The organism is Pseudomonas sp. TZ252 (assembly GCF_056110345.1).
This window is the reverse complement of the sequence record NZ_CM148566.1, coordinates 469,140-492,692: the sequence shown is the minus strand read 5'-3', so window position 1 is coordinate 492,692 and position 23,553 is coordinate 469,140. Positions and strand designations below refer to the sequence as shown.

Here is a 23,553-nt window from a genome sequence, read left to right as displayed (position 1 = left end):
CTCAGCGGCTGAGTTTTTCGGTGATGAACGACATCAGTTCGCCGATCGGCAGGTTCTGCGACTCGCTGTCACGGCGGCCCTTGTATTCCAGGACGCCTTCGTTGAGGCCGCGGTCGCTGATCACGATGCGGTGGGGAATGCCGATCAGCTCCATGTCGGCGAACTTCACCCCGGGGCTGGTCTTCTTGTCGCGATCGTCCAGCAGCACTTCGAAACCGGCTGCGGTCAGCTCGGCATAGAGCTTGTCGGTCGCCTGCTTGACGCTCTCGGTTTCGTACTTCAGCGGTACCAGGGCGATCTGGAACGGCGCCAGTGCGCTTGGCCAGAGAATGCCACGCTCGTCATGGTTCTGTTCGATGGCGGCGGCGACCACGCGGGATACGCCGATGCCGTAGCAGCCCATGATCAGGTTGACCGGCTTGCCCTGTTCGCTCAGGACGTTCAGCTTCATCGCTTCGCTGTACTTGGTACCAAGCTGGAAGATATGACCGACCTCGATGCCGCGCTTGATCACCAGGGTGCCCTTGCCGTCCGGGCTGGGGTCGCCTTCGACGACATTGCGCAGGTCGGCGACCTCGGGCAGCGGCAGGTCGCGCTCCCAGTTCACGCCGAAGTAGTGCTTGTCCTCGATGTTGGCGCCAGCGGCGAAATCGCTCATCAGGGCGACGGAGCGGTCGACGATGCAGGCGATCGGCAGGTTGACCGGGCCCAGCGAGCCGGGGCCGGCGCCGATGGCGGCACGGATCTCGGCCTCCGACGCGAATACCAGCGGGCTGGCGACCAGCGGCTGGTTGGCGGCCTTGATTTCGTTGAGTTCGTGATCGCCGCGGACGATCAGGGCGACCAGGGTGCCTTCTTCGGCGCCATGCACCACCAGGGTCTTGATGGTTTTCTCGATCGGTAGCTGGAAGCCGTCCACCAGGGCCGCGATGGTCTTGGTGTTGGGCGTGTCGACCAGGCGCATGTCCTCGGTGGCGCTGCCGCGGGCGCTCTCGCGCGGCACGGCTTCGGCCTTCTCGATGTTCGCGGCGTAGTCGGAGCTGTCGCTGAAGACGATATCGTCCTCGCCGGAGTTGGCCAGCACGTGGAACTCATGGGAGCCGCTGCCGCCGATGGAGCCGTTGTCGGCTTGCACGGGACGGAAATCCAGGCCGAGGCGGGAGAAGATCTTGCTGTACGCCTGGTACATCCCGTCGTAGGTCTGCTGCAGCGAGTCCTGGCTCAGGTGGAAGGAATAGGCATCCTTCATGATGAATTCGCGTCCGCGCATCAGGCCGAAGCGCGGGCGGATCTCATCGCGGAATTTGGTCTGGATCTGATAGAAGTTGATCGGCAGTTGCTTGTAGCTGTTCAGCTCGTTGCGCGCGAGGTCGGTGATCACTTCTTCGTGGGTCGGGCCTACGCAGAATTCGCGCTCGTGGCGGTCCTTCAGGCGCAGCAGCTCAGGGCCGTATTGCTCCCAGCGCCCCGACTCCTGCCACAGCTCGGCCGGCTGCACCGCCGGCATCAGCACTTCCAGGGCGCCGGCAGCGTTCATTTCCTCGCGGACGATGGTCTCGACCTTGCGCAGTACCCGCAGGCCCATTGGCAGCCAGGTGTAGAGACCCGAGGCCAGGCGACGGATCATGCCGGCGCGAAGCAGCAGTTGATGGCTGATTACCACCGCGTCGGCGGGGGTTTCTTTGAGCGTGGAAAGCAGATACTGACTGGTACGCATCTTTGGCCGTTATGTCGGTTGTATCGGGAGGAATGGCTGGGCATTGTACGGTGCCGGTCTGGCTGCGTACAGGGCGCCGGCCATCGATGATGAGGAGTCAGCAGGCAATGAACGCGGCGCAGGTACAGGCGTTGATCCGCATGGGGCTGCCCATGGCCGAGGACATCGATTTTCGTGTCGAGCGTCTCGACGAACGACATGCGCTGGCGCGCATACCTTTTCACGGCAAGCTGGTGCGTCCCGGTGGAACGTTGTCCGGCCCGACCATCATGGCGCTGGCCGACGCGGCGATGTACGCGGTCATTCTCGGGCGTCTCGGGGCGGTCGAGATGGCCGTGACCTCGAACCTGAACATCAACTTCCTCAGCAAGCCCAGGCCCGAGGACCTGTTGGCCGAGGCGAGCATCCTCAAGCTGGGGCGGCGCCAGGTCGTCTGCGAGGTCGGAGTGTTTTCGCAGAGTAATGAGGAAGACCTGGTGGCCCATGTGACCGGTACCTACGCCCTTCCTTTATAGGCGCGTTGCCGCCGAGAAGAAAAAACCCGGCGATGCCGGGTTTTTTCGTTGCCTGTCGGTCGATTACAGGATCGACAGCGGATAGTCGACGATCAGGCGGAACTCGTTCTGGTCGCCTTCACCTTCGTCGGCATTGGCGCGGTGCCAGGCCTGGCGGATACGGAACGACAGGTCCTTGGCCGGGCCGGCCTGGACGACGTACTTGGCTTCCAGGTTGGTCTCGTGGTGCTTGCCGTCCTCGCCGTACAGGCCCGCGTAGGAGGAACTGGAGTCGACCTTGGTGCCGTCGATGTCCTTACCGTTGATGTAACGAACCATGAAGGTCAGGCCGGGAACGCCGTAGGAGGCCATGTTCAGGTCGTAGCGGGCCTGCCAGGATTTCTCGCCGGGGCCGTTGAAGTCGGAGTACTGCACGGAGTTGGCGAGGAAAATCGAGTCACCGCCGCCGCCGGAACGGTTCTCGCCGAAGCCGATGTAGTCGAACGGCTCGTCGCCATGCACCTGCTGGTAGGCCAGGGTGAAGGTGTGCGCGTCCAGGGTGTACGCGCCGGCCAGGGACCAGGCGGTGTTGCTGATGTCGCCGGCCTTGGCTTTGCCTTCATCGGTGGTGCGGTAGATGTTGAAGTCGAAGCCCAGCGACTGGTCGGATGCCAGCGGGATGGTGTAGTTGGTGTTCAGGTAATACTGGCGATAGATGTCTTTCAATTCGGCGCCATACAGGGAGGCGCTGAGATTGTCGGTGATCGCGTAGCGGCCGCCGGCGAAGTCCGCGCTCTTGGCGGTCTGACCTGCATAGGTTGCGTAGAGTTCGCCGCGCGACTTGGTGGTGGTGCCCTGCTTGCCTTCGGTGAAGTGGCCCGCTTCGAGATCGAGCCCTTCGAATTCACTGCTCTGCAGTTGGAAGCCGGTCGCGGTCTGCGGGAACAGGCGGCTGCCGCCGGCGGCGAAGACCGGCGCGGTAGGTTGCATTTCGCCCCACTTCAGCATGGTCTTGGAAATGCGCACCTTCAGGGCGCCGCCAGCGCGGCTGTAGTCGTCGCGCGGCTTGCCGTCGTTCATCACCGGCAGGTTGCCGGTGCCGGTCTTGTCCGAGGTGCCGTCGAGCTTCAGGCCGAGGTAGCCGAAGGCATCGACGCCGAAGCCCACGGTGCCTTGGGTGAAGCCGGATTCATAGGTGGTGAGGAAGCCTTGGGTCCAGTCGACGCGGTCCCCGCTGCCGCTCTTGCCGTCACGGTTGAAATAGTAGTTGCGGAGCAGCAGGTCGAGGCTGCTGTCTTCGATGAACCCCTTCGCTTCGGCCTGATCGCTGACGAATGCGTCGGCCACGGCGAACTGAGTGCTACCTGCGGAAACCGCCAGTGCAATGGCGCTCCACTTCATCACTTTCATTGTGATTGCTCCTTTGGTTTTGAAATTATCTCTGCCATCACAGTGCCGCAGTGACGGCTAGTTCTTCTTGTCGGCGCTAACTTATAGCACGCAGTGTTTCTTGGCGATAGTTGAGGTTCCGAAGCGACGGATTCTTTACGGCGTTGTCGCAAAATTGCATGACGTATGTCGCATCTGCGTAGGTGCGCAGTTGAAAAAATGACGTATGTCGCGGGCTTGGTCACTCTTGTTGAGGTCGCTTCTCAAGTCGCTTTTCCCGATTGGCGGGGTCTTGTAATAAAAATGTCATGTTCCGTACGGCCCCTCTTACTGTGATGAAAGAGGTATAAGCAAACTCCGTGCACAAATTGGAAAACGGCTTCGCCTATGTATTCCAGTTGGTCTCTTCGAGAGCGAAGCTATTCTGTTTGAAAGCAAACGAATCATGCCTTGAAACCTGTTTGTAATCCGTCTGCTTCAAGGGTTGGTTGCCATCGAGTTGTCTGTGGCGAATGCGTTTGTATCCACGGCATGTCTTATGTTCGGCATCGCGCTGTATTCATTCGACCGGCATCTTATGGGGCGTTCGGCAGGAGAGGCGCGCCAAGCTGGGGCGGTCGGATGTGCGGGCTTGCTTTGGCCGGGCGGCGAAGTATCCTGCGCGGCAGTTATGGCGGGTCCCTTCTCGGAAGGAGGGGCTAAGCTGTCCATGAATGACGGTCGAACAGGAGAGGTCAGTATGTTCGCTTTGGATCCCCGGCTGGAGCAGGACACCCTGTTGCTCGGCGACTTTCCCCTCAGCCGCCTGCTGCTGATGAACGATGCCCGCTATCCGTGGTTCATCCTGGTGCCGAGGCGGGAGGATGTCACCGAGCTGTTCCAGCTCGATGTCGATGACCAGCAGGCGCTGTGGCGCGAGGCCACGCTGCTGGCAGAGGTGCTCAAGGACACCTTCCGTGCGGACAAGATGAATGTCGCTAACCTGGGCAATGTGGTCAGCCAGCTCCACATGCACGTGATCGTCCGGCGACGTGGCGACGACGCCTGGCCCGGCCCTGTCTGGGGGCGCCATCCGGCTCAGCCTTATTCTTCCGAGCAGGTCGAGGCGATCCGCGGCAAGTTGCGGATGGTGCTGACCGATGGCTTCCGTTTTGCCGGGGAGGCCTAGATGGAGCTGGGCGCGCGCATGGATGACCTGGAATGCCGCCAGGCTTTCCAGGATGACACTTTGCAGGCTCTCAACGATGTGGTGGTCGAGCAGCAGCGCAGCATCGAGCGACTGCAGCTTCAGGTCGCGGCATTGATCAAGCGTCTGGAAGACGTCCAGGGGCTGGTGGGCGAGGCGGGGGAAGACGAAGCGCCTCCTCCCCATTATTGAATGCACAAAAAACCCGCCGTTCGGCGGGTTTTCTGTTTTTCGCGGCGGTCAGCGGCGGGAGGCGATTACGTCTTCCGCCTGCAGGCCCTTGTCCCGTTGTACCACCGAGAACTCCACGCGCTGGCCTTCGATGAGGATGCGGTGGCCTTCGCCGCGAATCGCTCGGAAGTGGACGAAGATGTCCTCGCCCGAATCGCGGGAAATGAAGCCGAAACCTTTTGAGGTGTTGAACCACTTCACGGTACCGGTCTCCCGGTTGCCGCTGTCCTGGCTGCCGCCGAGGGCCGTCGGGGCGCTGGCGCTGTGCGAGACCGGTTTGCCGGGCTTCAGGCTGCCCGCCAGTTGCAGGGCCGTGGCCAGCACCAGGCTTAGCAGGGGCAGGACGATCGCCGGCTGGTCGGCGATGGTCGGCAGCGACGCCAGCAGGATCAGTGCCTGCAGGACGACGCCCAGGACCAGCAGGGCGGCTGCGCCGGCCTGCAGCGGGCGGGTTGGATGTGACGATTGCAGTACGGGAGCGAAGAGCAGGTTGATCAGGCCCAGAATGGCCAGGTAGATGGCATCGGGATGTTGCAGGAAGGGTGTGGCTTCGGTTCTTAGGCTGGGAATGAAGGACAGCAATAGGGCGGCGACGCCCGTGACCAGAAGGACGATTTTCAACATGTCAATGAGTTCACCTTGATGGGGTAACGATCAAGTAGCCGGACAGCGCTTCGGTGCATGAAACGAAAGGTGCGGAAGGACGGCCGGCCTATGCGTGTGACGCACGGCGGCTATTTAACAGGAAAGCAGGAGGCTACTCAAATCAAGCGGTTGGCGCCGGAGGGGAGGGCGGGGCCCTGAGGCGGGCCCCGCTTTCTATCGAGCGATCGACGATCAGCTGGCGAGAAGGCTGCGCAACATCCAGGCGGTCTTTTCATGTACCTGCATGCGTTGGGTGAGCAGGTCGGCGGTGGGTTCGTCGCTGACCTTGTCCAGCAGCGGGAAGATGCTGCGGGCGGTGCGCACCACGGCTTCCTGGCCCTGGACCAGTTGCCGGATCATCTCCTCGGCTTCCGGCACGCCTTCCTCTTCCTTGATGGACGACAGGCGGGCGTAGGCGGCGTAGGTGCCGGGCGCCGGGAAGCCCAGGGCCCGGATGCGCTCGGCGATGTCGTCCACGGCAACGGCCAGTTCGGTGTACTGACCTTCGAACATCAGGTGCAGCGTATTGAACATCGGGCCGGTGACGTTCCAGTGGAAGTTGTGGGTTTTCAGGTAGAGGGTGTAGGTGTCGGCCAGTAGCCGCGACAGGCCCTCGGCAATGGCTGCGCGATCCTGTTCGCCGATTCCGATATTGATTTCCATGGCGTTCTCCTTTCAGTCGGCCTTGTGAATGGGGCACTCCGAAACAGTTGGAGTGAGGCTAACACAGGGTTTTTCCCAGCGCTCTTGGTCTATGTCAAAGGCGGCGATAGGGAGAATCTATTCCGACTGCCCGGTCAAGCGAATGGTTCGCAGGGTGCGGCGAAATGCTTCCGTTCAACGGCCTGGCTTCCCGCGTGACAGGCCGGCGGGGCTGGCTGCAAGCCATGGATTTTTCAGGCTATAATCCCCGCCTTCAATGCGAAGTGGACCCGGATGCGGGTGCTTCGCCGTTGCCGTTCACCGGGCAGCGCGGGAGATGTCCTTCCGGGGGCGTACCGATGGTTCCGGTGCTCGGTCAGGGCCGGCGAGAGCCCGGCAATGGTCGCCAGGCAGCCGGCGGCTCCACAGAATCCAAGACTTACGAGAAGCGAACCACACCATGATGCGCAGCCACTATTGCGGCCAACTGAACGAGAGCCTGGACGGCCAGGAAGTCACCCTTTGCGGTTGGGTTCACCGCCGCCGCGACCATGGTGGAGTGATCTTCCTCGATGTGCGCGATCGCGAGGGGCTGGCCCAGGTGGTGTTCGATCCGGACCGTGCGGAAACCTTCGCCAAGGCCGACCGGGTGCGCAGCGAGTTCGTGGTGAAGATCACCGGCAAGGTGCGCCTGCGCCCTGAAGGCGCGCGCAACCCGAACATGGCGTCTGGCTCCATCGAGGTACTGGGCTACGAACTGGAAGTGCTGAACCAGGCCGAGACTCCGCCGTTCCCGTTGGATGAATACTCCGATGTGGGCGAGGAAACCCGCCTGCGCTACCGCTTCATCGACCTGCGTCGTCCGGAGATGGCCGCTAAGCTGAAGCTGCGCGCGCGCATCACCAGCAGCATTCGCCGCTATCTGGACGACAACGGCTTCCTCGACGTCGAGACCCCGATCCTCGGCCGGCCGACGCCGGAAGGCGCGCGCGACTACCTGGTGCCGAGCCGTACCTACCCGGGCCACTTCTTCGCCCTGCCGCAGTCGCCGCAGTTGTTCAAGCAACTGCTGATGGTCGCCGGCTTCGATCGCTACTACCAGATCGCCAAGTGCTTCCGTGACGAGGACCTGCGTGCCGACCGCCAGCCGGAATTCACCCAGATCGACATCGAGACCAGCTTCCTCGACGAGAGCGACATCATCGGCATCACCGAGAAGATGGTGCGCCAGCTGTTCAAGGAAGTGCTGGATGTCGAGTTCGACGAGTTCCCGCACATGCCGTTCGAAGAGGCCATGCGCCGCTACGGTTCGGACAAGCCCGACCTGCGCATCCCGCTGGAGTTGGTGGACATCGCCGACCAGTTGAAGGAAGTGGAGTTCAAGGTCTTCTCCGGTCCGGCCAACGATCCGAAGGGGCGTGTCGCCGCCCTGCGTGTGCCGGGCGCCGCCTCCATGCCGCGCAGCCAGATCGACGACTACACCAAGTTCGTCGGCATCTATGGTGCCAAGGGCCTGGCCTACATCAAGGTCAACGAGCGCGCCAAGGGCGTGGAAGGTCTGCAGTCGCCGATCGTGAAGTTTATCCCCGAGGCCAACCTGAACGTGATCCTCGATCGCGTTGGCGCGGTCGACGGCGACATCGTGTTCTTTGGTGCCGACAAGGCCAAGATCGTTTGCGATGCCCTGGGCGCGCTGCGTATCAAAGTCGGCCATGACCTCAAGCTGCTCACCCGGGAGTGGGCGCCCATGTGGGTCGTGGACTTCCCGATGTTCGAGGAGAACGACGACGGCTCGCTGTCCGCGCTGCACCACCCGTTCACCTCGCCCAAGTGCACCCCGGCCGAGCTTGAGGCCAATCCGGGCGCGGCGCTTTCCCGCGCCTACGACATGGTGCTCAACGGTACCGAGCTGGGTGGCGGTTCCATCCGTATCCATGACAAGTCCATGCAGCAGGCGGTGTTCCGTGTGCTGGGCATCGACGAGGCGGAACAGGAAGAGAAATTCGGCTTCCTGCTCGACGCGCTCAAGTACGGTGCGCCGCCGCATGGCGGCCTGGCCTTCGGCCTGGATCGCCTGGTCATGCTGATGACCGGTGCATCGTCTATCCGCGAAGTGATCGCCTTCCCGAAGACCCAGAGCGCTGGCGACGTCATGACCCAGGCACCGGGTTCCGTGGACGGCAAGGCCCTGCGCGAGCTGCACATTCGCCTGCGCGAGCAGCCGAAGGCCGAGTGATTCGAATCAACCCGCGGAGGCGCCGCTTGCGGCGCCTCCTGCCGAGAGAGCAATACGGAGTGAGTTATGGCTGGTCATTCTAAATGGGCCAACATCAAGCACCGCAAAGAGCGGCAAGATGCCAAGAAAGGCAAGATCTTTACCAAGCTGATCCGTGAGCTGACCGTCGCTGCAAGGCAGGGCGGCGGCGTCCCGGCGGACAACCCGCGTCTGCGCCTGGCCGTGGACAAGGCGCTGACCGCCAACATGACCCGCGATACCATCGACCGTGCCATTGCGCGCGGCGTCGGCTCCAACGATGCCGACAACATGGTCGAGCTTTCCTATGAAGGTTATGCGCCGAGCGGCGTAGCGATCATCGTCGAGGCGATGACCGACAACCGCAACCGTACCGCTGCCGAAGTGCGTCATGCCTTCAGCAAGTGTGGCGGCAACCTGGGCACCGATGGTTCGGTCGCCTACATGTTCGAGCGCAAGGGACAGATCAGCTTCGCTCCCGGCGTGGACGAGGAAGCGCTGATGGACGCGGCCCTGGAGGCTGGCGCCGATGACGTGGTAGTCAACGATGATGGCTCCATCGACGTGTTCACCACCTTCGCCGACTTCATTTCGGTGAACGAGGCGCTGGCCGCCGCCGGATTCAAGGGCGACGAAGCCGAAGTCACCATGATCCCTTCGACCACCGCGACCCTGGACCTGGAAACCGCGCAGAAGGTGCTCAAGCTGATCGACATGCTCGAGGACCTGGACGACGTGCAGAACGTCTATTCCAATGCCGATATCCCGGACGACGTGATGGCGCAGCTCGGCTGAGCCGATCGGAGCGATAACGCGAAGCCGGAAGTGGGGTACGCTTGATGCGTTCGAACCCCGCTTCCGGCTTTTAGTATCCAGCTTATGACTTTGATTCTAGGGATTGACCCGGGCTCGCGCATCACCGGCTTCGGCGTGGTGCGGGAAACGGCGCGCGGTTGCGAATACGTGGCGTCCGGATGTATACGGACCGGTAATGGCCCCTTGCACGAGCGTCTACACGTGGTGTTTCGCAGCGTCCGCGAGGTGATCCGCACCCATGGCCCGACGGCCCTGAGCATCGAGCAGGTGTTCATGGCGCGCAACGCCGATTCGGCCCTGAAGCTGGGGCAGGCGCGGGGGGCGGCCATCGTCGCGGCAATGGAGGAGGGGTTGAGCGTGGCGGAGTACACCGCCTCGCAGGTCAAGCAGGCAGTCGTGGGGACCGGCGGTGCAGACAAGCAGCAGGTGCAGATGATGGTCATGCATCTGTTGAAGCTGACCCAGAAACCGCAGATCGATGCCTCCGATGCCCTGGCCATCGCCCTGTGTCATGCCCATACCCAACAGAGTCTGGTCCCCCATGGCCTGGTGGGCGCACGCCGACGTGGCGGGCGCCTGCGTCTTTGAATAAGGAAAGCTCTTCGTGATCGGACGCTTGCGTGGCACCCTGGCGGAGAAACAGCCGCCGCACCTGATCCTCGATGTGAATGGCGTCGGCTATGAAGTGGAAGTGCCGATGACGACCCTCTATCGGTTGCCTTCGGTAGGCGAGCCGGTGACCTTGCATACCCATCTGGTTGTGCGTGAGGATGCGCACTTGCTCTATGGCTTCGCCGAAAAGCGCGAGCGAGAGCTGTTCCGTGAGCTGATCCGGCTCAACGGCGTGGGTCCGAAACTGGCTCTAGCGCTGATGTCGGGCCTGGAAGTGGACGAACTGGTGCGTTGCGTCCAGGCACAGGACACCTCCACCCTGGTGAAGATCCCCGGTGTTGGCAAAAAGACCGCCGAGCGCCTGCTGGTGGAGTTGAAGGACCGCTTCAAGGCTTGGGAAAACATGCCCACGATTGCACCGTTGGTGATGGAACCCCGTGCCAGCGCTACAGTCTCAAGCGCCGAGGCCGATGCAGTCAGCGCGCTGATCGCCCTCGGCTTCAAGCCACAGGAAGCCAGTCGTGCCGTCGCAGCCGTACCGGGAGAGGATTTGTCCAGCGAAGAAATGATCCGCCAGGCCCTGAAGGGCATGGTCTAGGTGGCGCCCGATGATCGAGCCTGATCGCCTCATATCCGCCGTTTCCGGTCGCGAACGCGATGAGCAGCTGGACCGCGCCATTCGCCCGCTGAAGCTGGCCGACTACATCGGCCAGCCCAGCGTGCGCGAGCAGATGGAGCTGTTCATCCATGCCGCGCGCGGCCGCCAGGAGGCGCTCGACCATACGCTGATCTTCGGTCCGCCGGGGCTGGGCAAGACGACCCTGGCGAATATCATCGCCCAGGAAATGGGCGTTTCCATCAAGAGTACTTCCGGGCCGGTGCTCGAGCGTCCCGGCGATCTCGCCGCGTTGCTGACCAACCTGGAGGCCGGCGACGTCCTGTTCGTCGACGAGATCCACCGTCTTTCGCCCATCGTCGAAGAAGTGCTGTATCCGGCCATGGAAGATTTCCAGTTGGACATCATGATCGGCGAAGGGCCCGCGGCCCGCTCCATCAAGCTGGACCTGCCGCCGTTCACCCTGGTCGGCGCGACCACTCGTGCCGGCATGCTGACCAATCCACTGCGCGATCGCTTCGGTATCGTCCAGCGCCTGGAGTTCTACAACGTCGAGGACCTGGCGACCATCGTCAGTCGGTCGGCCGGCATTCTCGGCCTGGAGATCGAGCCGCAGGGCGCGGCGGAAATCGCCAAGCGCGCCCGCGGTACGCCGCGAATCGCCAATCGCCTGCTGCGCCGGGTACGCGACTTCGCCGAGGTCCGGGGGCAGGGCGACATTACCCGGGTGATCGCCGACAAGGCATTGAACCTGCTCGATGTCGACGAGCGTGGCTTCGACCACCTCGACCGTCGTCTGTTGCTGACCATGATCGACAAGTTCGATGGCGGGCCTGTAGGAATCGACAACTTGGCTGCGGCGTTGAGCGAGGAGCGGCACACGATCGAAGATGTACTGGAGCCCTATCTGATCCAGCAGGGCTACATCATGCGGACACCGCGGGGACGCGTGGTAACACGCCATGCGTACCTGCACTTTGGCCTGAATATTCCGAAAAGGTTGGGGCCGGGGGTGACGACGGATCTGTTCACGTCTGAAGATGGTAATTAATTGCATTTGTGGGCGATTGCCGATTGGCAAAGCCGGGACTTGGTTCTAGAGTATGCGCGCGCAACACGGGGGAAAGCCGTTCCAGCAGCGTTTCCGGGTCTATTACGAGGACACGGATGCCGGCGGCATCGTCTATTACGTCAACTATCTCAAGTTCATGGAACGGGCTCGGACCGAGCGGCTGCGAGCTTTGGGGTTCGCCCAATCGCAACTGGTCGGCGACAATCTGCTGTTCGTCGTGCACTCCGCCGAGGCGCGTTACCACGCCCCGGCCAAGCTCGATGATGAACTGCTTGTCAGCGCCGAGGTCGAGGAGTTGAACCGGGCGAGCCTGAAGTTTCGTCAACAGGTTCGTCGAGCGTCGGACTCCGTCCTGCTCTGCGAGGGGCGGTTCCTGGTGGCGTGCGTGCGAGCGGACACCCTGAAGCCACGTGCTATCCCCGAAACGTTGCGTGCGGCTTTTGCCGGAAGCCCGGATTCTTTTTCAGCAGGAGATTAAAGTGGAACCGAACGTCGTCGACCATACCTCCATGTGGAGCCTGATCAGCAACGCCAGTATCGTGGTGCAGCTGGTCATGCTGACCCTCGTGGCCGCCTCGGTCACATCCTGGATCATGATTTTCCAGCGCGGCAATGCCATGCGCGCCGCCAAGAAGGCACTGGATGCTTTCGAAGAACGCTTCTGGTCGGGCATCGACCTGTCCAAGCTGTACCGCCAGGCCGGTAGCAATCCGGACCCGGACTCCGGCGTCGAGCAGATCTTCCGTGCCGGCTTCAAGGAGTTTTCCCGTCTGCGCCAGCAGCCCGGCGTCGATCCCGATGCGGTGATGGAGGGCGTGGCGCGCGCCATGCGTGTGGCCATCTCCCGTGAGGAGGAGAAACTCGAAGCCAGCCTGCCATTCCTGGCAACCGTCGGTTCCACCAGCCCGTACGTCGGCCTGTTCGGTACCGTCTGGGGTATCATGAACTCCTTCCGTGGCCTGGCCACCGTGCAGCAGGCAACCCTGGCCACCGTCGCCCCGGGTATCGCCGAAGCGCTGATCGCTACCGCCATCGGCCTGTTCGCCGCGATCCCGGCGGTCATCGCCTACAACCGCTTCTCCGCACGTTCTGAGATGCTGATCGGTCGTTACTACACCTTCGCCGACGAGTTCCAGGCCATCCTGCACCGCAAGGTGCACACCAGCGACGACTAAGACGACTGAGAGGTAAGCCGATATGGCAAGGGTTCGTCACAAGCGCAAGCCGGTCGCGGAAATGAACGTGGTGCCTTACATCGACGTGATGCTGGTACTGCTGGTGATTTTCATGGTGACCGCACCGATGCTTAACCAGGGGGTCAAGGTCGACCTGCCGAAGGTGTCCAGCGAGGCGTTGCCTCAGGACAACAACAAGCAGGTCCTGACCCTTTCGGTGAAGGCCGACGGTTCCTATTACTGGAACGTCGGCAGCGAAGTGGATACTGAAAAACAGACCGATAGTGCCGTGTCGTTGGAACAGATGACCGATGCAGTCACCAAGATCATGAGTGCCCGTCCGGACACCCAGGTATTCATCCGCGGCGACAAGGCGGTGAACTATGGTGCGGTGGTTGGCGCCATGGGTGCCTTGCAGCAGGCCGGTGTGCCCAACGTCGGGTTGATTACCGAGGCCCCCTGATCTTGAAGCAACAGTTCGAACGCTCGCCTTCCGAGAGTTATTTCTGGCCCGTCGTCCTGGCGGTGGTCCTGCACGTTCTGATCTTCGCCATGCTGTTCGTCAGCTGGGCGTTTGCTCCGGAGCTTCCTCCCTCCAAGCCGATCGTGCAGGCCACGCTCTACCAGCTCAAGTCGAAGAGCCAGGCGACGACACAGACCAACCAGAAGATCGCTGGCGAGGCGAAGAAGACCGCCTCCAAGCAATACGAAGTCGAGCAGCTCGAACAGAAGAAGCTCGAGCAGCAGAAACTCGAGCAACAAAAGCTGGAACAGCAGCAGGTCGCTGCTGCGAAAGCGGCGGAACAAAAGAAGGCTGACGAGGCTCGAAAGGCCGAGGCCCAGAAAGCCGCCGAGGCGAAAAAGGCCGATGAAGCCAAGAAAGCTGCCGAGGCCAAGGCCGCCGAACAGAAGAAGCAGGCTGACATAGCCAAGAAGCGCGCCGAGGACGAGGCCAAGAAAAAGGCCGCTGAGGACGCCAAGAAAAAGGCAGCCGAGGACGCGAAGAAGAAAGCGGCCGAGGAGGCCAAGAAGAAGGCTGCTGCGGAAGCGGCGAAGAAGAAAGCCGCCGTCGAGGCCGCCAAGAAAAAGGCCGCCGCCGCTGCCGCGGCAGCCCGCAAGGCTGCCGAGGACAAGAAGGCGCAGGCATTGGCCGAGTTGCTTTCGGATACGACCGAGCGCCAGCAGGCCCTGGCCGACGAGGTGGGCAGCGAGGTCACCGGCAGTCTCGACGACCTGATCGTCAACCTGGTGAGCCAGCAGTGGCGGCGTCCTCCATCGGCGCGTAATGGAATGAGCGTAGAAGTACTGATCGAAATGCTGCCGGACGGTACCATCACCAATGCCAGCGTCAGCCGTTCGAGTGGCGACAAGCCTTTCGACAGTTCGGCGGTGGCGGCGGTGCGCAACGTCGGCCGTATTCCCGAGATGCAGCAATTGCCGCGGGCTACCTTCGACAGCCTGTATCGTCAGCGCCGCATCATCTTTAAACCGGAGGATTTGAGTCTGTGAGTACCCTGATTCGCATTGCGCTCTTCGCCCTGGCCCTGGTGGCAGGTGCTGCGCAGGCTGCCGACCCGCTGGTGATCTCCAGCGGTAACGACCGTGCCATTCCCATCGCCGTGGTGCCGTTCGGCTTCCAGGGGGGCAACGTGTTGCCGGAAGACATGTCCAATATCATCGGCAACGACCTGCGCAACTCCGGCTACTTCGAGCCGCTGCCCCGGCAGAACATGATCAGCCAGCCGGCGCAGGCCAGCGAAGTGATCTTCCGTGACTGGAAGGCAGTTGGCGTCAACTACGTGATGGTCGGCAACATCGTGCCTGCCGGCGGACGCCTGCAGGTGCAGTACGCATTGTTCGATGTCGGCACCGAGCAGCAGGTCCTGACCGGCAGCGTGACCGGCAGCACCGATCAGCTCCGCGACATGTCGCACTACATCGCCGACCAGTCGTTCGAGAAGCTCACCGGTATCAAGGGCGCGTTCTCCACCAAGATGCTCTATGTCACCGCCGAGCGTTTCTCGGTCGACAACACCCGCTACACCTTGCAGCGCTCCGACTACGACGGCGCCCGCCCGGTGACCCTGCTGCAGTCGCGCGAGCCCATCGTGTCGCCGCGCTTCTCGCCCGATGGCCGCCGTATCGCCTATGTCTCCTTCGAACAGAAGCGCCCGCGTATCTTCATCCAGTACGTCGATACTGGCCGTCGTGAGCAGATCACCAATTTCGAGGGCCTGAATGGCGCTCCGGCATTCTCCCCTGACGGCAACCGCCTGGCCTTCGTCCTGTCGCGCGACGGCAACCCGGAAATCTACGTCATGGACCTTGGCAGCCGCGCCCTGCGCCGCCTGACCAACAACCTGGCGATCGATACCGAACCCTTCTGGGGCAAGGACGGCTCTACCCTGTACTTCACCTCGGACCGTGGCGGCAAGCCGCAGATCTACAAAATGAACGTGAACAGCGGTGCCGTGGACCGGGTAACCTTCATCGGCAACTACAACGCCAACCCGAAACTCTCGGCCGACGAGAAGACCCTGGTAATGGTCCACCGCCAGCAGGGCTACACCAACTTCCAGATCGCCGCCCAGGACCTCCAGCGCGGCAATCTGCGGGTGCTGTCGAACACCACTCTGGACGATTCGCCCACTGTTGCGCCCAATGGCACCATGCTAATCTACGCCACCCGCCAGCAGGACCGGGGCGTGCTGATGCTCGTATCCATCAACGGACGCGTACGGATACCTCTCCCTACCGCTCAGGGCGATGTGCGCGAGCCTTCCTGGTCCCCTTACCTGAACTGACGGTCGCCAACGGTTACAAACTTATACACTGGGGTTCATTAGGAGTTACATGATGGAAATGCTGAAATTCGGCAAATTTGCTGCGCTGGCTCTGGCCATGGCTGTGGCTGTGGGTTGCTCCTCCAAGGGCGGCGATGCTTCCGGTGAAGGTGCCAATGGCGGCGTCGACCCGAACGCAGGCTATGGCGCCAACAGCGGTGCCGTTGACGGCAGCCTGAGCGACGAAGCCGCTCTGCGTGCGATCACCACCTTCTACTTCGAGTACGACAGCTCCGACCTGAAGCCGGAAGCCATGCGCGCTCTGGACGTACACGCGAAAGACTTGAAAGGCAGCGGTCAGCGCGTAGTGCTGGAAGGCCACACCGACGAACGCGGCACCCGCGAGTACAACATGGCTCTGGGCGAGCGTCGTGCCAAGGCCGTTCAGCGCTACCTGGTGCTGCAGGGCGTTTCGCCGGCCCAGCTGGAACTGGTTTCCTATGGTAAAGAGCGTCCGGTCGCTACCGGCCACGACGAGCAGTCCTGGGCTCAGAACCGTCGCGTCGAGCTGAAGAAGTAAGAAGTCGTTATGCCCAAGCACCTGCGTGTCCTGACGTTCCTCGCGCTCAGCCTGCCATTAGCGGCCTGGGCGGAAGTTCCTGTGTATGACGGCGTTGCCGCCAACAATGGCGGCAACGTTCCTCCTTCCGGGTATGGCACGGCAGGTGCCGGCGGCGCCTTTGCCGGAGGTGGGGTGACAACCCCCACCTCCGTGCAGGGCGAACTGTTCATGCAGCTCCAGCAGATGCAGGACGAGTTGGCTCGCCTGCGTGGCACGCTCGAGGAACAGCAGAACCAGATCCAGCAGCTCAAGCAGGAAAGCCTGGAACGCTACCAGGACCTCGACCGTCGGATTTCCGGTGGTGGCGCTCCCGCTGCACAGAATCCCGCACCTGCTGGCGCCATCAACGCCAATGGGGCGCCTGCGGCTCCCGCAGGCAACAACGCACCGGCGCCGAGTAGCGAGCCGGGCGACCCGGCGAAGGAGAAGCTCTACTACGACGCGGCCTTCGACCTGATAAAGAGCAAGGATTTCGACAAGGCGAGCCAGGCGTTCAATGCCTTCTTGCGCAAGTACCCGAACAGCCAGTACTCCGGCAACGCCCAGTACTGGCTCGGCGAGGTGAACCTGGCCAAGGGCGACCTGCAAGGTGCCGGCCAGGCTTTCGCGCGGGTCAGCCAGAGCTACCCCAGCAGCCAGAAGGTGCCCGACTCGCTGTACAAGCTGGCGGACGTCGAGCGTCGCCTGGGTAACAACGACAAGGCCAAGGGCATCCTCCAGCAGGTCATTTCCCAGTACCCGGGCACTTCGGCCGCCCAACTGGCGCAGCGCGACCTGAAGAACCTTCGCTGACCCCGTTCCCGATGAACAAACCCGCGCCTGTCGCGGGTTTTTTCGTTAGAATCTGCGCCCCCGTGAAGCTGCATGGTTTCAGCTCGGCTGATCTTCGTGCCTCTCCTCGCGAGACCTTCCGGGATTTCGAGTGCCACGACAGGATACGTTCCGTGGCGCCCCTTCATTTACCGCAACGGAGGCGGACGACCTGTTCAGTCGTCACGCCCGTGGCTGAATATGCAACAGACCCTGCGCATCACCGAGATTTTCTACTCGTTGCAGGGGGAAACACGTACCGCCGGCTTGCCGACGGTCTTCGTGCGCCTGACCGGCTGCCCCCTGCGCTGTCACTATTGCGATACCGCCTATGCCTTCAGCGGCGGCGACGTCGTTAGCCTGGACGCTATTCTCGAGCGGGTTGCCACCTACAAGCCTCGCTACATCTGCGTGACCGGCGGGGAGCCGCTGGCCCAGCCGAATTGCATTTCTCTGCTGGAGCGGCTTTGCGACGCCGGCTACGAGGTTTCCCTGGAAACCAGCGGGGCCCTCGATGTGTCACGGGTCGACCCGCGCGTAAGCAAGGTTCTCGACCTCAAGACGCCGGGATCTGGCGAGGTCGGACGCAACCGATACGAAAATATCCCGTTGCTGACCGACAACGATCAGGTGAAGTTTGTCGTCTGTTCGCGAGAGGACTACGACTGGGCGGTATCCAAGCTGATCGAGTACCGCCTCGACCAGCGTGCCGGTGAAGTCCTGTTCTCGCCGAGCCACCATCAGGTCAGCGCGCGAGAACTGGCCGATTGGATCGTGGCCGACAACCTGCCGGTCCGCCTGCAATTGCAACTGCACAAGATTCTCTGGAACGACGAACCGGGCCATTGAGACGAGGAATCCATCATGAATCAGAAGAAAGCGGTCATCCTGCTCTCCGGCGGCCTCGACTCCGCCACCGTTGTCGCCATGGCCAAGGCCGACGGCTACGCCTGCTACACCATGAGTTTCGACTACGGCCAGCGCCATCGTGCCGAGCTGCAGGCCGCCGAGCGCGTGGCCCGGCAGTTGGGCGTGATCGAGCACAAGGTGATAGGGCTCGACCTCAATGGCATGGGCGGCTCGGCATTGACCGACGAGAGCATCGCGGTGCCCGAGTCGCCTAGCGAAGGTATACCGGTGACTTACGTGCCGGCGCGCAATACGGTGTTCCTCTCGCTCGCCCTGGGCTGGGCCGAGGTCCTGGATGCCCGTGACATCTTCATCGGTGTGAATGCGGTGGATTACTCTGGTTATCCGGATTGTCGCCCTGAGTTCGTCGAGGCTTTCGAACGCATGGCGAACCTGGCAACCAAGGCGGGCGTGGAAGGCAATGGCTTCCGCATCCAGGCGCCGCTGCAGTATCTGTCCAAGGCGCAGATCATCCAGGCGGGCGTGGCGCGCGGGGTGGATTACGGCCTGACGGTGTCCTGTTATCAAGCCGATGAGCAGGGACGTGCGTGCGGTAAATGCGATAGCTGCCGGCTGCGTGCGGATGGCTTCGCGGCGGCTGGTATTTCCGACCCGACGCCATATTTCTGAAAAAAATTCGCGAGAGGTGTTGTTTTTACGTTAGAAATCAGTATTATACGCCTCGCGTTGGGTCGTTAGCTCAGTCGGTAGAGCAGTTGGCTTTTAACCAATTGGTCGTAGGTTCGAATCCTACACGACCCACCATTTTCTACGGGGCGAGTTGCATAGGCTAGGAAGGGGTGTTACGCCGGTTCTTGTCTAGCAGCCGTCTGGGCCGAACATTAGGCCCGAATTGACGTGATTTCAATATGGAATAGCCCACCTTTCTAGGTGGGCTTTTCTGTTTCTAAGGTCCTGAAACCATTCTGCAGGCGTAGCAATGCGCCCCCGGCGTAATCAGCGATTACAGAGGGTACTGTTGTATTGGCCTTGAAATTGCGCGCCTCTGCCAGCATGCCGGCGCTGGAATCCAGGCGCTCTCGGTAATTCCAGATTTTTCCTACAGGCCTAGCGATCTGCAGGGAGGCGCGGCTACCTTTCGTCCGGTAGCCGGCCCCTCAGTACCGGTATCGCTAGGCGAGACTGCTTCGGGCGGCAGATCCCCATCCACCAGATCCGCTTGTTGCCGCGGGAGCCGCGGAGGCCGAGGCGGCACGGTTCGATAAGTGTTGAGCCATCAGAGTGAACAGCACGCTTTGCTCGAAGGTGTCAGGTGGCTGTGGTAGCGCTTCTGCTTCCCACGCGGTTGGACCTCCCTGAGTGCCTGTCCCTGGTGTGTGCTCCCTTGGTTCAGCAAGCTCTGTCCAGGCCTCCGCTGGCGGTACTTCACCCACTCGAGCGAGAGGTTGCCCGCATGGCTTCGGTTTGGCAGAGGCCTGCGGGGAGCCGCTGTAATCCACCTTCCTGACGTTCTCCAGCGCGCCTTGGGCCAGGCTTCTAGCATGTAGCACGGCACGCATGTCTGTAGTGGTCAACCCATCCCGGACAGTGGGTTGAGTTTTTCTTCGGCCACCGCAGGCGGTAGCCCGTCGTTGAATTGATGCGGCCTGATCCAGTTGTAGCGGTGCATCAGGTAATGATTGATGTCCCGTTGGGCCTCCTGCGCCGTCAGGTAACCCGTTGACGGGACCCACTCCGACTTCAGACTGCGGAACAGGCGCTCCATCGGCGAGTTATCCCAGCAATTCCCTCGGCGGCTCATGCTCTGCTGCATCCGATAGCGCCAGAGCCGTTGCCGAAACAGGCGGCTGGCGTACTGGCTGCCCTGGTCTGAATGGAACAGCACCTGCTGTGGCCTGCCGCGCTGTTCGTAGGCCATGTCCAGGGCCTTGATCACCAGCTCGGCATCCGGCTTGGCCGAGAACGCCCAGCCGATCACCCGCCGGGTATGCAGATCCAGCACCGCGGCCAGGTAGTGCCAACGGCCTTGCGCCCAGACGTAGGTGATGTCGCCACACCACACCTGATTGGGATGCTCGGTCGCGAATTCGCGGTTCAGCCGATTCGGGATATCCGGCCGCTCAACCGTGGCCTGTTTGTAGGCGTGCGAGCCCGGTTGCTTGCTGACCAGGCCCAGCTCACGCATCAACCTACGCACTCGGAAACGGCCGATGGTCACGCCCTCTTCGCGCAGCATGCCCAGAATGCTGCGGCTGCCGGCCGAGCCCCGACTCTGGCTGAACAACTGGTTGACCTGGCTGCGTAGCACAATGCGACGAGCATCGACCCGACGACGTCGAAGACGGTGGACGTAGTAGCAAGACCGCGCCACATCGAAAGCTGAACAGACCACTTCCACCGATTCCTGCTCACTCAACTGGTCTATCAGCGCGTACGATCGAGTTCGTCCGACATCAAGAGAGCGGTAGCCTTTTTTAGGATCGCTTTCTCCCGCTCCAGCCGGTTGATCCGGGCTTCCAGTTCCTGGATCTTCTGCTGTTCGGGCGTCAGCGCCTTGCTCTTCGGGGTCACGCCTTGGCGTTCCGCCTGGAGCTGTTTCACCCAACGGCGCAAGGCCGAATCCACCACCCCCAGCGAACGGCAGGCCTCGATATGGCTGTAGCCCTGGTCCAGCACCAGGGCGGCGGCCTCTCGCTTGAACTCGGCGGAAAATGTACGTCGTTGCTTGCTCATCAGACACCTCTCTCAGGGCGAGGATTCTCGCCTAAATCGGTGTCCGGGATCAGTAGACCACTACACTCAGGTGTTTGCGCGGACTGAGCAGTCGCTGCCGAAACAGTTATTTTTGTTGCTAAGAGGCAGGAAGGCTGCGCTGAGATTCCTGCTAGTAAATTAGATAGTTGTTGTCTTCTGAAACAGAATTGAAGCGAAATTGGGGGTAGGGTTTTTCTAGGTGAAGGGTAACTATTTAGAATTACAAAGGTGTGACGCAAATGTTGTATTTTTCTTGCGGTATGAAGATGGGTGGTTGGGTCGGATATAGGTACTTCTCTCTATTTTCTTTAATTGCTCTTATCTATGGGTGTGTCGGTGGTGGAGGTGGATCGGATGAGATTGGGCAGCACTGCTTTGAGAGAGAGCAAAAGCTTTCCGGAGTTAATGATAATGAAGAGGGGAGTGTGAGGTTGAATCGGCTGAACTGCGATCCAATTGAAGGTCGTGTTCTTGAATCAGAGAAGCTGATACGAAAGCCGCCCAATGAGCTGGGTATTCACTGAATGAATAATTTTTAGCCTGGAGAGGTCTTTTTGAAAATGAAAAAATCACTTGTTATGTCGATTGTGCTTTTGGTGGCTAGCAATTTCGCGTGTGCTGATGAGGGCTCAAATGATGGAAGTGAGATATGTCGGGCGCAGGGTGGAGTTGAAATAACAAGTCTAGGGGAAGTCTCAAAGGGTGTGGATGTTGAAGATGTTGTAGTTTGTTCGATTCTTCCAAGTAATATGAAGTCGAGTCAAAGAGCGCCTACACTCCCTCCTCTGCAAAGGATGATCATTTCGGCAATGTCTTCACCAGGAGCGGTCACTGTTTCCGCCAGCGGAGATAGGAAGTTTACAACATCTTGCCGGGCAAATCTTTATGCTCCACGTTATGCCAATTTCTATCCAGACGGTGTTAGCAGGGGAACATCAGATCTACGATGTGTTGGTTACAATACCCCCGGGAATTCATCTCAAGGGTGTAATGTGTCATGGGTCGGCCCGACCGACATTCAATTGGGTGTTGAGCCATATGGCGGATCTGTTGTTGTAAACTACAGTTGCACTGCATTCAAAACAACGATTCCAGTGATAATGAGCTACAGTTATCGTGATGGGCGGGCAGTGTATGGCGAGGTCCAGAATGTGTCAGGAATAATAAATGTGGTTTTGAACTAAGGATGCGCCTTAGTAGGATTTTATTTCAAGGTGTTCAGCTTGTGAATGTGCTGCAGGGCACTCTATAGAGTGCCCTGCATAGGCTGGAAGTCGTTTGGCTGAGGGCTAGTCTTTCGAGTTCGATATGGCACGTTGATGAAGGCTGGTAAAAAGTCCTGTCTGTGTGGGTGGCAGGCGAGTGGCGCGTTCAGACGCTAATGTGGAGTTCAAGGTAGGGTTCCGACGCCGAGGATCCTCTTTGGGTGGAGTCATTTGCTGAGCCATGCAGTTATAAGACAGGCTACGTGCTCCATTGACTTGGACATCGATACACGAAGATTCAGATTGTTCATCCGAGTGTGACTCTGCGGGCGGGGAGGCAGCAGCCTGCTGTGCCAAACCAACTATAGGCAACAAGAATATAATTCGAAGAATTTTAATAAGCATTCCAATCTCCTTAACCCTGAGGGTTGGATGAGACTCAATAGTAACCTCAAGTTATGAGGAAAGATGAACCGCCTATCGTTTTGTAGTCTTGGTTAGGTCAGGCACACGCTAGTGAGTAGTACTAAGAGTAAGCCGATAGCCAGGGGGCGTGGTGGCCCATTTGGGGAAGTGATGAAGAGGTGCGGGCTTGTACCGGTTCGAGGAAGGAATAGACAGCAGACAGGATCGCTTGCGATGGGGCAGCAGGAAACCATCAGCCCGGCCGTATCCAGAACTGCTGCTTGCAGCGTTAGGGGTGACTCCCTCATGCCCTAGAGGGCATAATCCCTGTATGGAGATGGCTAACTGATATTAAGGAGTGGTCGAAGTCATGGAACGCTTGCTCGAGAGCATTTACATCAATGCCCGGCCGGCGATGGAGTTGAGGTTTAGCCTCACCAGCTCCGGCCGCAAGAGAATGGTAAAGATTGTGGATGGGGAGGAGGTCGAGGTTCTGCCAGGTGAAGTGCAGGGCATCCTGGAGGCCCAAAAGAGGGATGTTGGAATCCTCGCCGATTTCTTAGCCAAGAGTCTCTTGGCGCGACGCTAGAGATCCTTGGCTAGCCAGTCTATCGCCGACAGCAACGTGGTCTCGTCGGCCATGCCTTCAAGCTTCACGCTTCGTCCCGTCTGGTTGTCCCGGGTGACGAGGGTCGGGGTCGCTGTAATGCCCTTCGACTGTGCGGTGTCGATGTTCGTAAGCGTCCGGGGAAGGCACATTGCGATGCGCTAAGCTGTAATCCTTTAGGATTGAGGTCTCAGCATGGAATGCCACGTTCGTCCCGCCACGAGCAGAGATGCAGCAGCGATAAGCCGCGTAGTTATAGCCGCCCTGCGTGAGTCAAATTCACAGGACTATCCGCCTGATGTGATCGCTCAGGTTGAGCAGAGCTTTTCTCCTGAAGCCATCACCACACAGCTTACGAAGCGTAGGGTCTTCGTAGCCTTATTGGGCGAAAACAATTATTGGCACTGCCGGTCTCGACGGTGACGTCGTCAGAAGTGTTTTCGTTGACCCAGCTCACCAGAAAGGCGGTATCGGGCGGCATTTGATGGATGTCATTCATACAACTGCTGCCAGCGCAGGAGTTGGAGCTGTACGTGTGCCATCGTCGATTACAGCTGAAAGGTTTTATACCGCATTGGGTTATCAGAAAATCCGCGACGAGTTTCATGGGGCGGAGCGCACCATCGTTATGGAGAAGCGGCTGTAGGA

At 60.6% G+C, this 23,553-nt stretch carries 23 protein-coding genes, 1 tRNA gene and 3 pseudogenes; 20 read left to right on the top strand and 7 right to left on the bottom strand.

Annotated features, from left to right (window positions below):
* Nucleotide 1 precedes the first annotated feature (1 nt).
* The gene (locus ACYAF3_RS02345) at nt 2-1,717 is read right to left on the bottom strand and encodes a proline--tRNA ligase (protein WP_003109948.1); all 1,716 of its coding nucleotides are present in this window, start codon (nt 1,715-1,717) and stop codon (nt 2-4) included.
* Nucleotides 1,718-1,824: 107 nt separating this feature from the next.
* Here ACYAF3_RS02345 and ACYAF3_RS02340 point away from each other — a divergent pair, with 107 nt between their 5' ends.
* On the top strand, nt 1,825-2,232 hold the full coding sequence (locus tag ACYAF3_RS02340; protein ID WP_003086091.1) for a PaaI family thioesterase: 408 nt from the start codon (nt 1,825-1,827) through the stop codon (nt 2,230-2,232).
* A gap of 63 nt (nt 2,233-2,295) precedes the next feature.
* Here the strand turns inward: ACYAF3_RS02340 and ACYAF3_RS02335 are convergent, their stop codons facing one another.
* Nucleotides 2,296-3,621, bottom strand: a complete 1,326-nt coding sequence (locus tag ACYAF3_RS02335; protein ID WP_023107107.1) for an OprD family porin — start codon at nt 3,619-3,621, stop codon at nt 2,296-2,298.
* A 718-nt stretch (nt 3,622-4,339) separates the two neighbouring features.
* Between ACYAF3_RS02335 and ACYAF3_RS02330 the strand changes: the two genes are divergently transcribed.
* The gene (locus ACYAF3_RS02330) at nt 4,340-4,768 is read left to right on the top strand and encodes an HIT family protein (RefSeq protein WP_003086095.1); all 429 of its coding nucleotides are present in this window, start codon (nt 4,340-4,342) and stop codon (nt 4,766-4,768) included.
* Nucleotides 4,769-4,978 carry a SlyX family protein gene (locus tag ACYAF3_RS02325; protein WP_015648240.1) on the top strand — a complete coding sequence of 70 codons (210 nt, stop codon included), beginning with the start codon at nt 4,769-4,771 and terminating at the stop codon, nt 4,976-4,978.
* A 48-nt stretch (nt 4,979-5,026) separates the two neighbouring features.
* On the opposite strand, the gene ACYAF3_RS02320 is transcribed toward ACYAF3_RS02325, so the two are convergent.
* Nucleotides 5,027-5,641, bottom strand: coding sequence for a cold-shock protein (locus ACYAF3_RS02320; protein WP_128669601.1), 615 nt, complete (start codon nt 5,639-5,641; stop codon nt 5,027-5,029).
* A gap of 213 nt (nt 5,642-5,854) precedes the next feature.
* Nucleotides 5,855-6,325, bottom strand: a complete 471-nt coding sequence (locus tag ACYAF3_RS02315) for a Dps family protein (RefSeq protein ID WP_003086103.1) — start codon at nt 6,323-6,325, stop codon at nt 5,855-5,857.
* Nucleotides 6,326-6,764: 439 nt separating this feature from the next.
* Here ACYAF3_RS02315 and aspS point away from each other — a divergent pair, with 439 nt between their 5' ends.
* From aspS to ACYAF3_RS02240, 15 genes are all read left to right on the top strand, one after another.
* Nucleotides 6,765-8,540: an aspartate--tRNA ligase gene (gene aspS / locus ACYAF3_RS02310; protein WP_046638563.1), complete on the top strand. Its 1,776-nt coding sequence runs from the start codon at nt 6,765-6,767 to the stop codon at nt 8,538-8,540.
* A gap of 66 nt (nt 8,541-8,606) precedes the next feature.
* On the top strand, nt 8,607-9,353 hold the full coding sequence (locus ACYAF3_RS02305) for a YebC/PmpR family DNA-binding transcriptional regulator (RefSeq protein ID WP_003086107.1): 747 nt from the start codon (nt 8,607-8,609) through the stop codon (nt 9,351-9,353).
* A gap of 84 nt (nt 9,354-9,437) precedes the next feature.
* Nucleotides 9,438-9,962: a crossover junction endodeoxyribonuclease RuvC gene (gene ruvC, locus ACYAF3_RS02300; protein WP_003112575.1), complete on the top strand. Its 525-nt coding sequence runs from the start codon at nt 9,438-9,440 to the stop codon at nt 9,960-9,962.
* Between the two features lie 16 nt (nt 9,963-9,978).
* Complete coding sequence (gene ruvA / locus ACYAF3_RS02295) at nt 9,979-10,584, top strand: Holliday junction branch migration protein RuvA (protein ID WP_003086122.1); 606 nt, start codon at nt 9,979-9,981, stop codon at nt 10,582-10,584.
* Between the two features lie 10 nt (nt 10,585-10,594).
* Nucleotides 10,595-11,653, top strand: a complete 1,059-nt coding sequence (gene ruvB / locus ACYAF3_RS02290) for a Holliday junction branch migration DNA helicase RuvB (RefSeq protein ID WP_003086123.1) — start codon at nt 10,595-10,597, stop codon at nt 11,651-11,653.
* 52 nt (nt 11,654-11,705) lie between these two features.
* Complete coding sequence (ybgC, locus tag ACYAF3_RS02285) at nt 11,706-12,152, top strand: tol-pal system-associated acyl-CoA thioesterase (RefSeq protein WP_003086124.1); 447 nt, start codon at nt 11,706-11,708, stop codon at nt 12,150-12,152.
* A gap of 1 nt (nt 12,153) precedes the next feature.
* The gene (gene tolQ / locus ACYAF3_RS02280) at nt 12,154-12,849 is read left to right on the top strand and encodes a protein TolQ (RefSeq protein WP_003086125.1); all 696 of its coding nucleotides are present in this window, start codon (nt 12,154-12,156) and stop codon (nt 12,847-12,849) included.
* A gap of 22 nt (nt 12,850-12,871) precedes the next feature.
* Nucleotides 12,872-13,312, top strand: a complete 441-nt coding sequence (gene tolR / locus ACYAF3_RS02275; RefSeq protein ID WP_003086126.1) for a protein TolR — start codon at nt 12,872-12,874, stop codon at nt 13,310-13,312.
* Nucleotides 13,313-13,314: 2 nt separating this feature from the next.
* The gene (gene tolA / locus ACYAF3_RS02270; protein ID WP_003117096.1) at nt 13,315-14,358 is read left to right on the top strand and encodes a cell envelope integrity protein TolA; all 1,044 of its coding nucleotides are present in this window, start codon (nt 13,315-13,317) and stop codon (nt 14,356-14,358) included.
* Nucleotides 14,355-15,653: a Tol-Pal system beta propeller repeat protein TolB gene (gene tolB / locus ACYAF3_RS02265; RefSeq protein ID WP_003086128.1), complete on the top strand. Its 1,299-nt coding sequence runs from the start codon at nt 14,355-14,357 to the stop codon at nt 15,651-15,653. The genes tolA and tolB overlap by 4 nt, the downstream gene beginning before the upstream one ends.
* A 52-nt stretch (nt 15,654-15,705) precedes the next feature.
* Nucleotides 15,706-16,212, top strand: a complete 507-nt coding sequence (gene pal / locus ACYAF3_RS02260; protein WP_003111417.1) for a peptidoglycan-associated lipoprotein Pal — start codon at nt 15,706-15,708, stop codon at nt 16,210-16,212.
* A 9-nt stretch (nt 16,213-16,221) separates the two neighbouring features.
* Nucleotides 16,222-17,046 (top strand): tol-pal system protein YbgF, encoded by an 825-nt coding sequence (gene ybgF, locus ACYAF3_RS02255; RefSeq protein WP_025297304.1) that lies wholly within the window; start codon nt 16,222-16,224, stop codon nt 17,044-17,046.
* Between the two features lie 219 nt (nt 17,047-17,265).
* On the top strand, nt 17,266-17,913 hold the full coding sequence (gene queE / locus ACYAF3_RS02250; protein WP_003111416.1) for a 7-carboxy-7-deazaguanine synthase QueE: 648 nt from the start codon (nt 17,266-17,268) through the stop codon (nt 17,911-17,913).
* A gap of 15 nt (nt 17,914-17,928) precedes the next feature.
* The gene (queC, locus tag ACYAF3_RS02245; RefSeq protein WP_003111415.1) at nt 17,929-18,603 is read left to right on the top strand and encodes a 7-cyano-7-deazaguanine synthase QueC; all 675 of its coding nucleotides are present in this window, start codon (nt 17,929-17,931) and stop codon (nt 18,601-18,603) included.
* A gap of 59 nt (nt 18,604-18,662) precedes the next feature.
* Nucleotides 18,663-18,738: transfer RNA gene (locus ACYAF3_RS02240), tRNA-Lys, on the top strand.
* A gap of 368 nt (nt 18,739-19,106) precedes the next feature.
* Here the strand turns inward: ACYAF3_RS02240 and ACYAF3_RS02235 are convergent.
* Nucleotides 19,107-19,493: pseudogene (locus ACYAF3_RS02235) on the bottom strand (site-specific integrase); the annotation flags it as partial.
* A gap of 11 nt (nt 19,494-19,504) precedes the next feature.
* Nucleotides 19,505-20,667, bottom strand: a protein-coding gene (locus ACYAF3_RS02230) for an IS3-like element IS222 family transposase (protein WP_108202092.1) whose coding sequence is annotated in 2 segments (ribosomal slippage) — nt 19,505-20,412 and nt 20,412-20,667 — 1,164 coding nt in all. Because the reading frame shifts where the segments join, the coding sequence is not laid out codon by codon here.
* 2,001 nt (nt 20,668-22,668) lie between these two features.
* Between ACYAF3_RS02230 and ACYAF3_RS02225 the strand changes: the two genes are divergently transcribed.
* Nucleotides 22,669-22,887: a hypothetical protein gene (locus ACYAF3_RS02225; RefSeq protein WP_031755419.1), complete on the top strand. Its 219-nt coding sequence runs from the start codon at nt 22,669-22,671 to the stop codon at nt 22,885-22,887.
* Here ACYAF3_RS02225 and ACYAF3_RS02220 read toward each other — a convergent pair.
* Nucleotides 22,884-23,036: pseudogene (locus tag ACYAF3_RS02220) on the bottom strand (DsbA family protein); the annotation flags it as partial. The gene ACYAF3_RS02225 and the pseudogene ACYAF3_RS02220 sit on opposite strands and share 4 nt — an antisense overlap.
* Before the next feature lie 64 nt (nt 23,037-23,100).
* On the opposite strand from ACYAF3_RS02220, the pseudogene ACYAF3_RS02215 reads away from it, so the two are divergent.
* Nucleotides 23,101-23,551: pseudogene (locus ACYAF3_RS02215) on the top strand (GNAT family N-acetyltransferase).
* Nucleotides 23,552-23,553 lie beyond the last annotated feature (2 nt).

Coding starts and splice junctions, on each gene's coding strand:
- ACYAF3_RS02335 (WP_023107107.1), bottom strand. CDS start 3,621: ATGAAAGTGATGAAGTGGAGCGCCATTGCACTGGCGGTTTCCGCAGGT.
- ACYAF3_RS02325 (WP_015648240.1), top strand. CDS start 4,769: ATGGAGCTGGGCGCGCGCATGGATGACCTGGAATGCCGCCAGGCTTTC.
- aspS (WP_046638563.1), top strand. CDS start 6,765: ATGATGCGCAGCCACTATTGCGGCCAACTGAACGAGAGCCTGGACGGC.
- ACYAF3_RS02315 (WP_003086103.1), bottom strand. CDS start 6,325: ATGGAAATCAATATCGGAATCGGCGAACAGGATCGCGCAGCCATTGCC.
- tolR (WP_003086126.1), top strand. CDS start 12,872: ATGGCAAGGGTTCGTCACAAGCGCAAGCCGGTCGCGGAAATGAACGTG.
- queE (WP_003111416.1), top strand. CDS start 17,266: ATGCAACAGACCCTGCGCATCACCGAGATTTTCTACTCGTTGCAGGGG.
- ACYAF3_RS02330 (WP_003086095.1), top strand. CDS start 4,340: ATGTTCGCTTTGGATCCCCGGCTGGAGCAGGACACCCTGTTGCTCGGC.
- pal (WP_003111417.1), top strand. CDS start 15,706: ATGGAAATGCTGAAATTCGGCAAATTTGCTGCGCTGGCTCTGGCCATG.
- ACYAF3_RS02225 (WP_031755419.1), top strand. CDS start 22,669: ATGGAACGCTTGCTCGAGAGCATTTACATCAATGCCCGGCCGGCGATG.
- queC (WP_003111415.1), top strand. CDS start 17,929: ATGAATCAGAAGAAAGCGGTCATCCTGCTCTCCGGCGGCCTCGACTCC.
- ybgF (WP_025297304.1), top strand. CDS start 16,222: ATGCCCAAGCACCTGCGTGTCCTGACGTTCCTCGCGCTCAGCCTGCCA.
- ACYAF3_RS02340 (WP_003086091.1), top strand. CDS start 1,825: ATGAACGCGGCGCAGGTACAGGCGTTGATCCGCATGGGGCTGCCCATG.
- ruvC (WP_003112575.1), top strand. CDS start 9,438: ATGACTTTGATTCTAGGGATTGACCCGGGCTCGCGCATCACCGGCTTC.
- ACYAF3_RS02345 (WP_003109948.1), bottom strand. CDS start 1,717: ATGCGTACCAGTCAGTATCTGCTTTCCACGCTCAAAGAAACCCCCGCC.
- ACYAF3_RS02305 (WP_003086107.1), top strand. CDS start 8,607: ATGGCTGGTCATTCTAAATGGGCCAACATCAAGCACCGCAAAGAGCGG.
- ACYAF3_RS02320 (WP_128669601.1), bottom strand. CDS start 5,641: ATGTTGAAAATCGTCCTTCTGGTCACGGGCGTCGCCGCCCTATTGCTG.
- ruvB (WP_003086123.1), top strand. CDS start 10,595: ATGATCGAGCCTGATCGCCTCATATCCGCCGTTTCCGGTCGCGAACGC.
- ybgC (WP_003086124.1), top strand. CDS start 11,706: ATGCGCGCGCAACACGGGGGAAAGCCGTTCCAGCAGCGTTTCCGGGTC.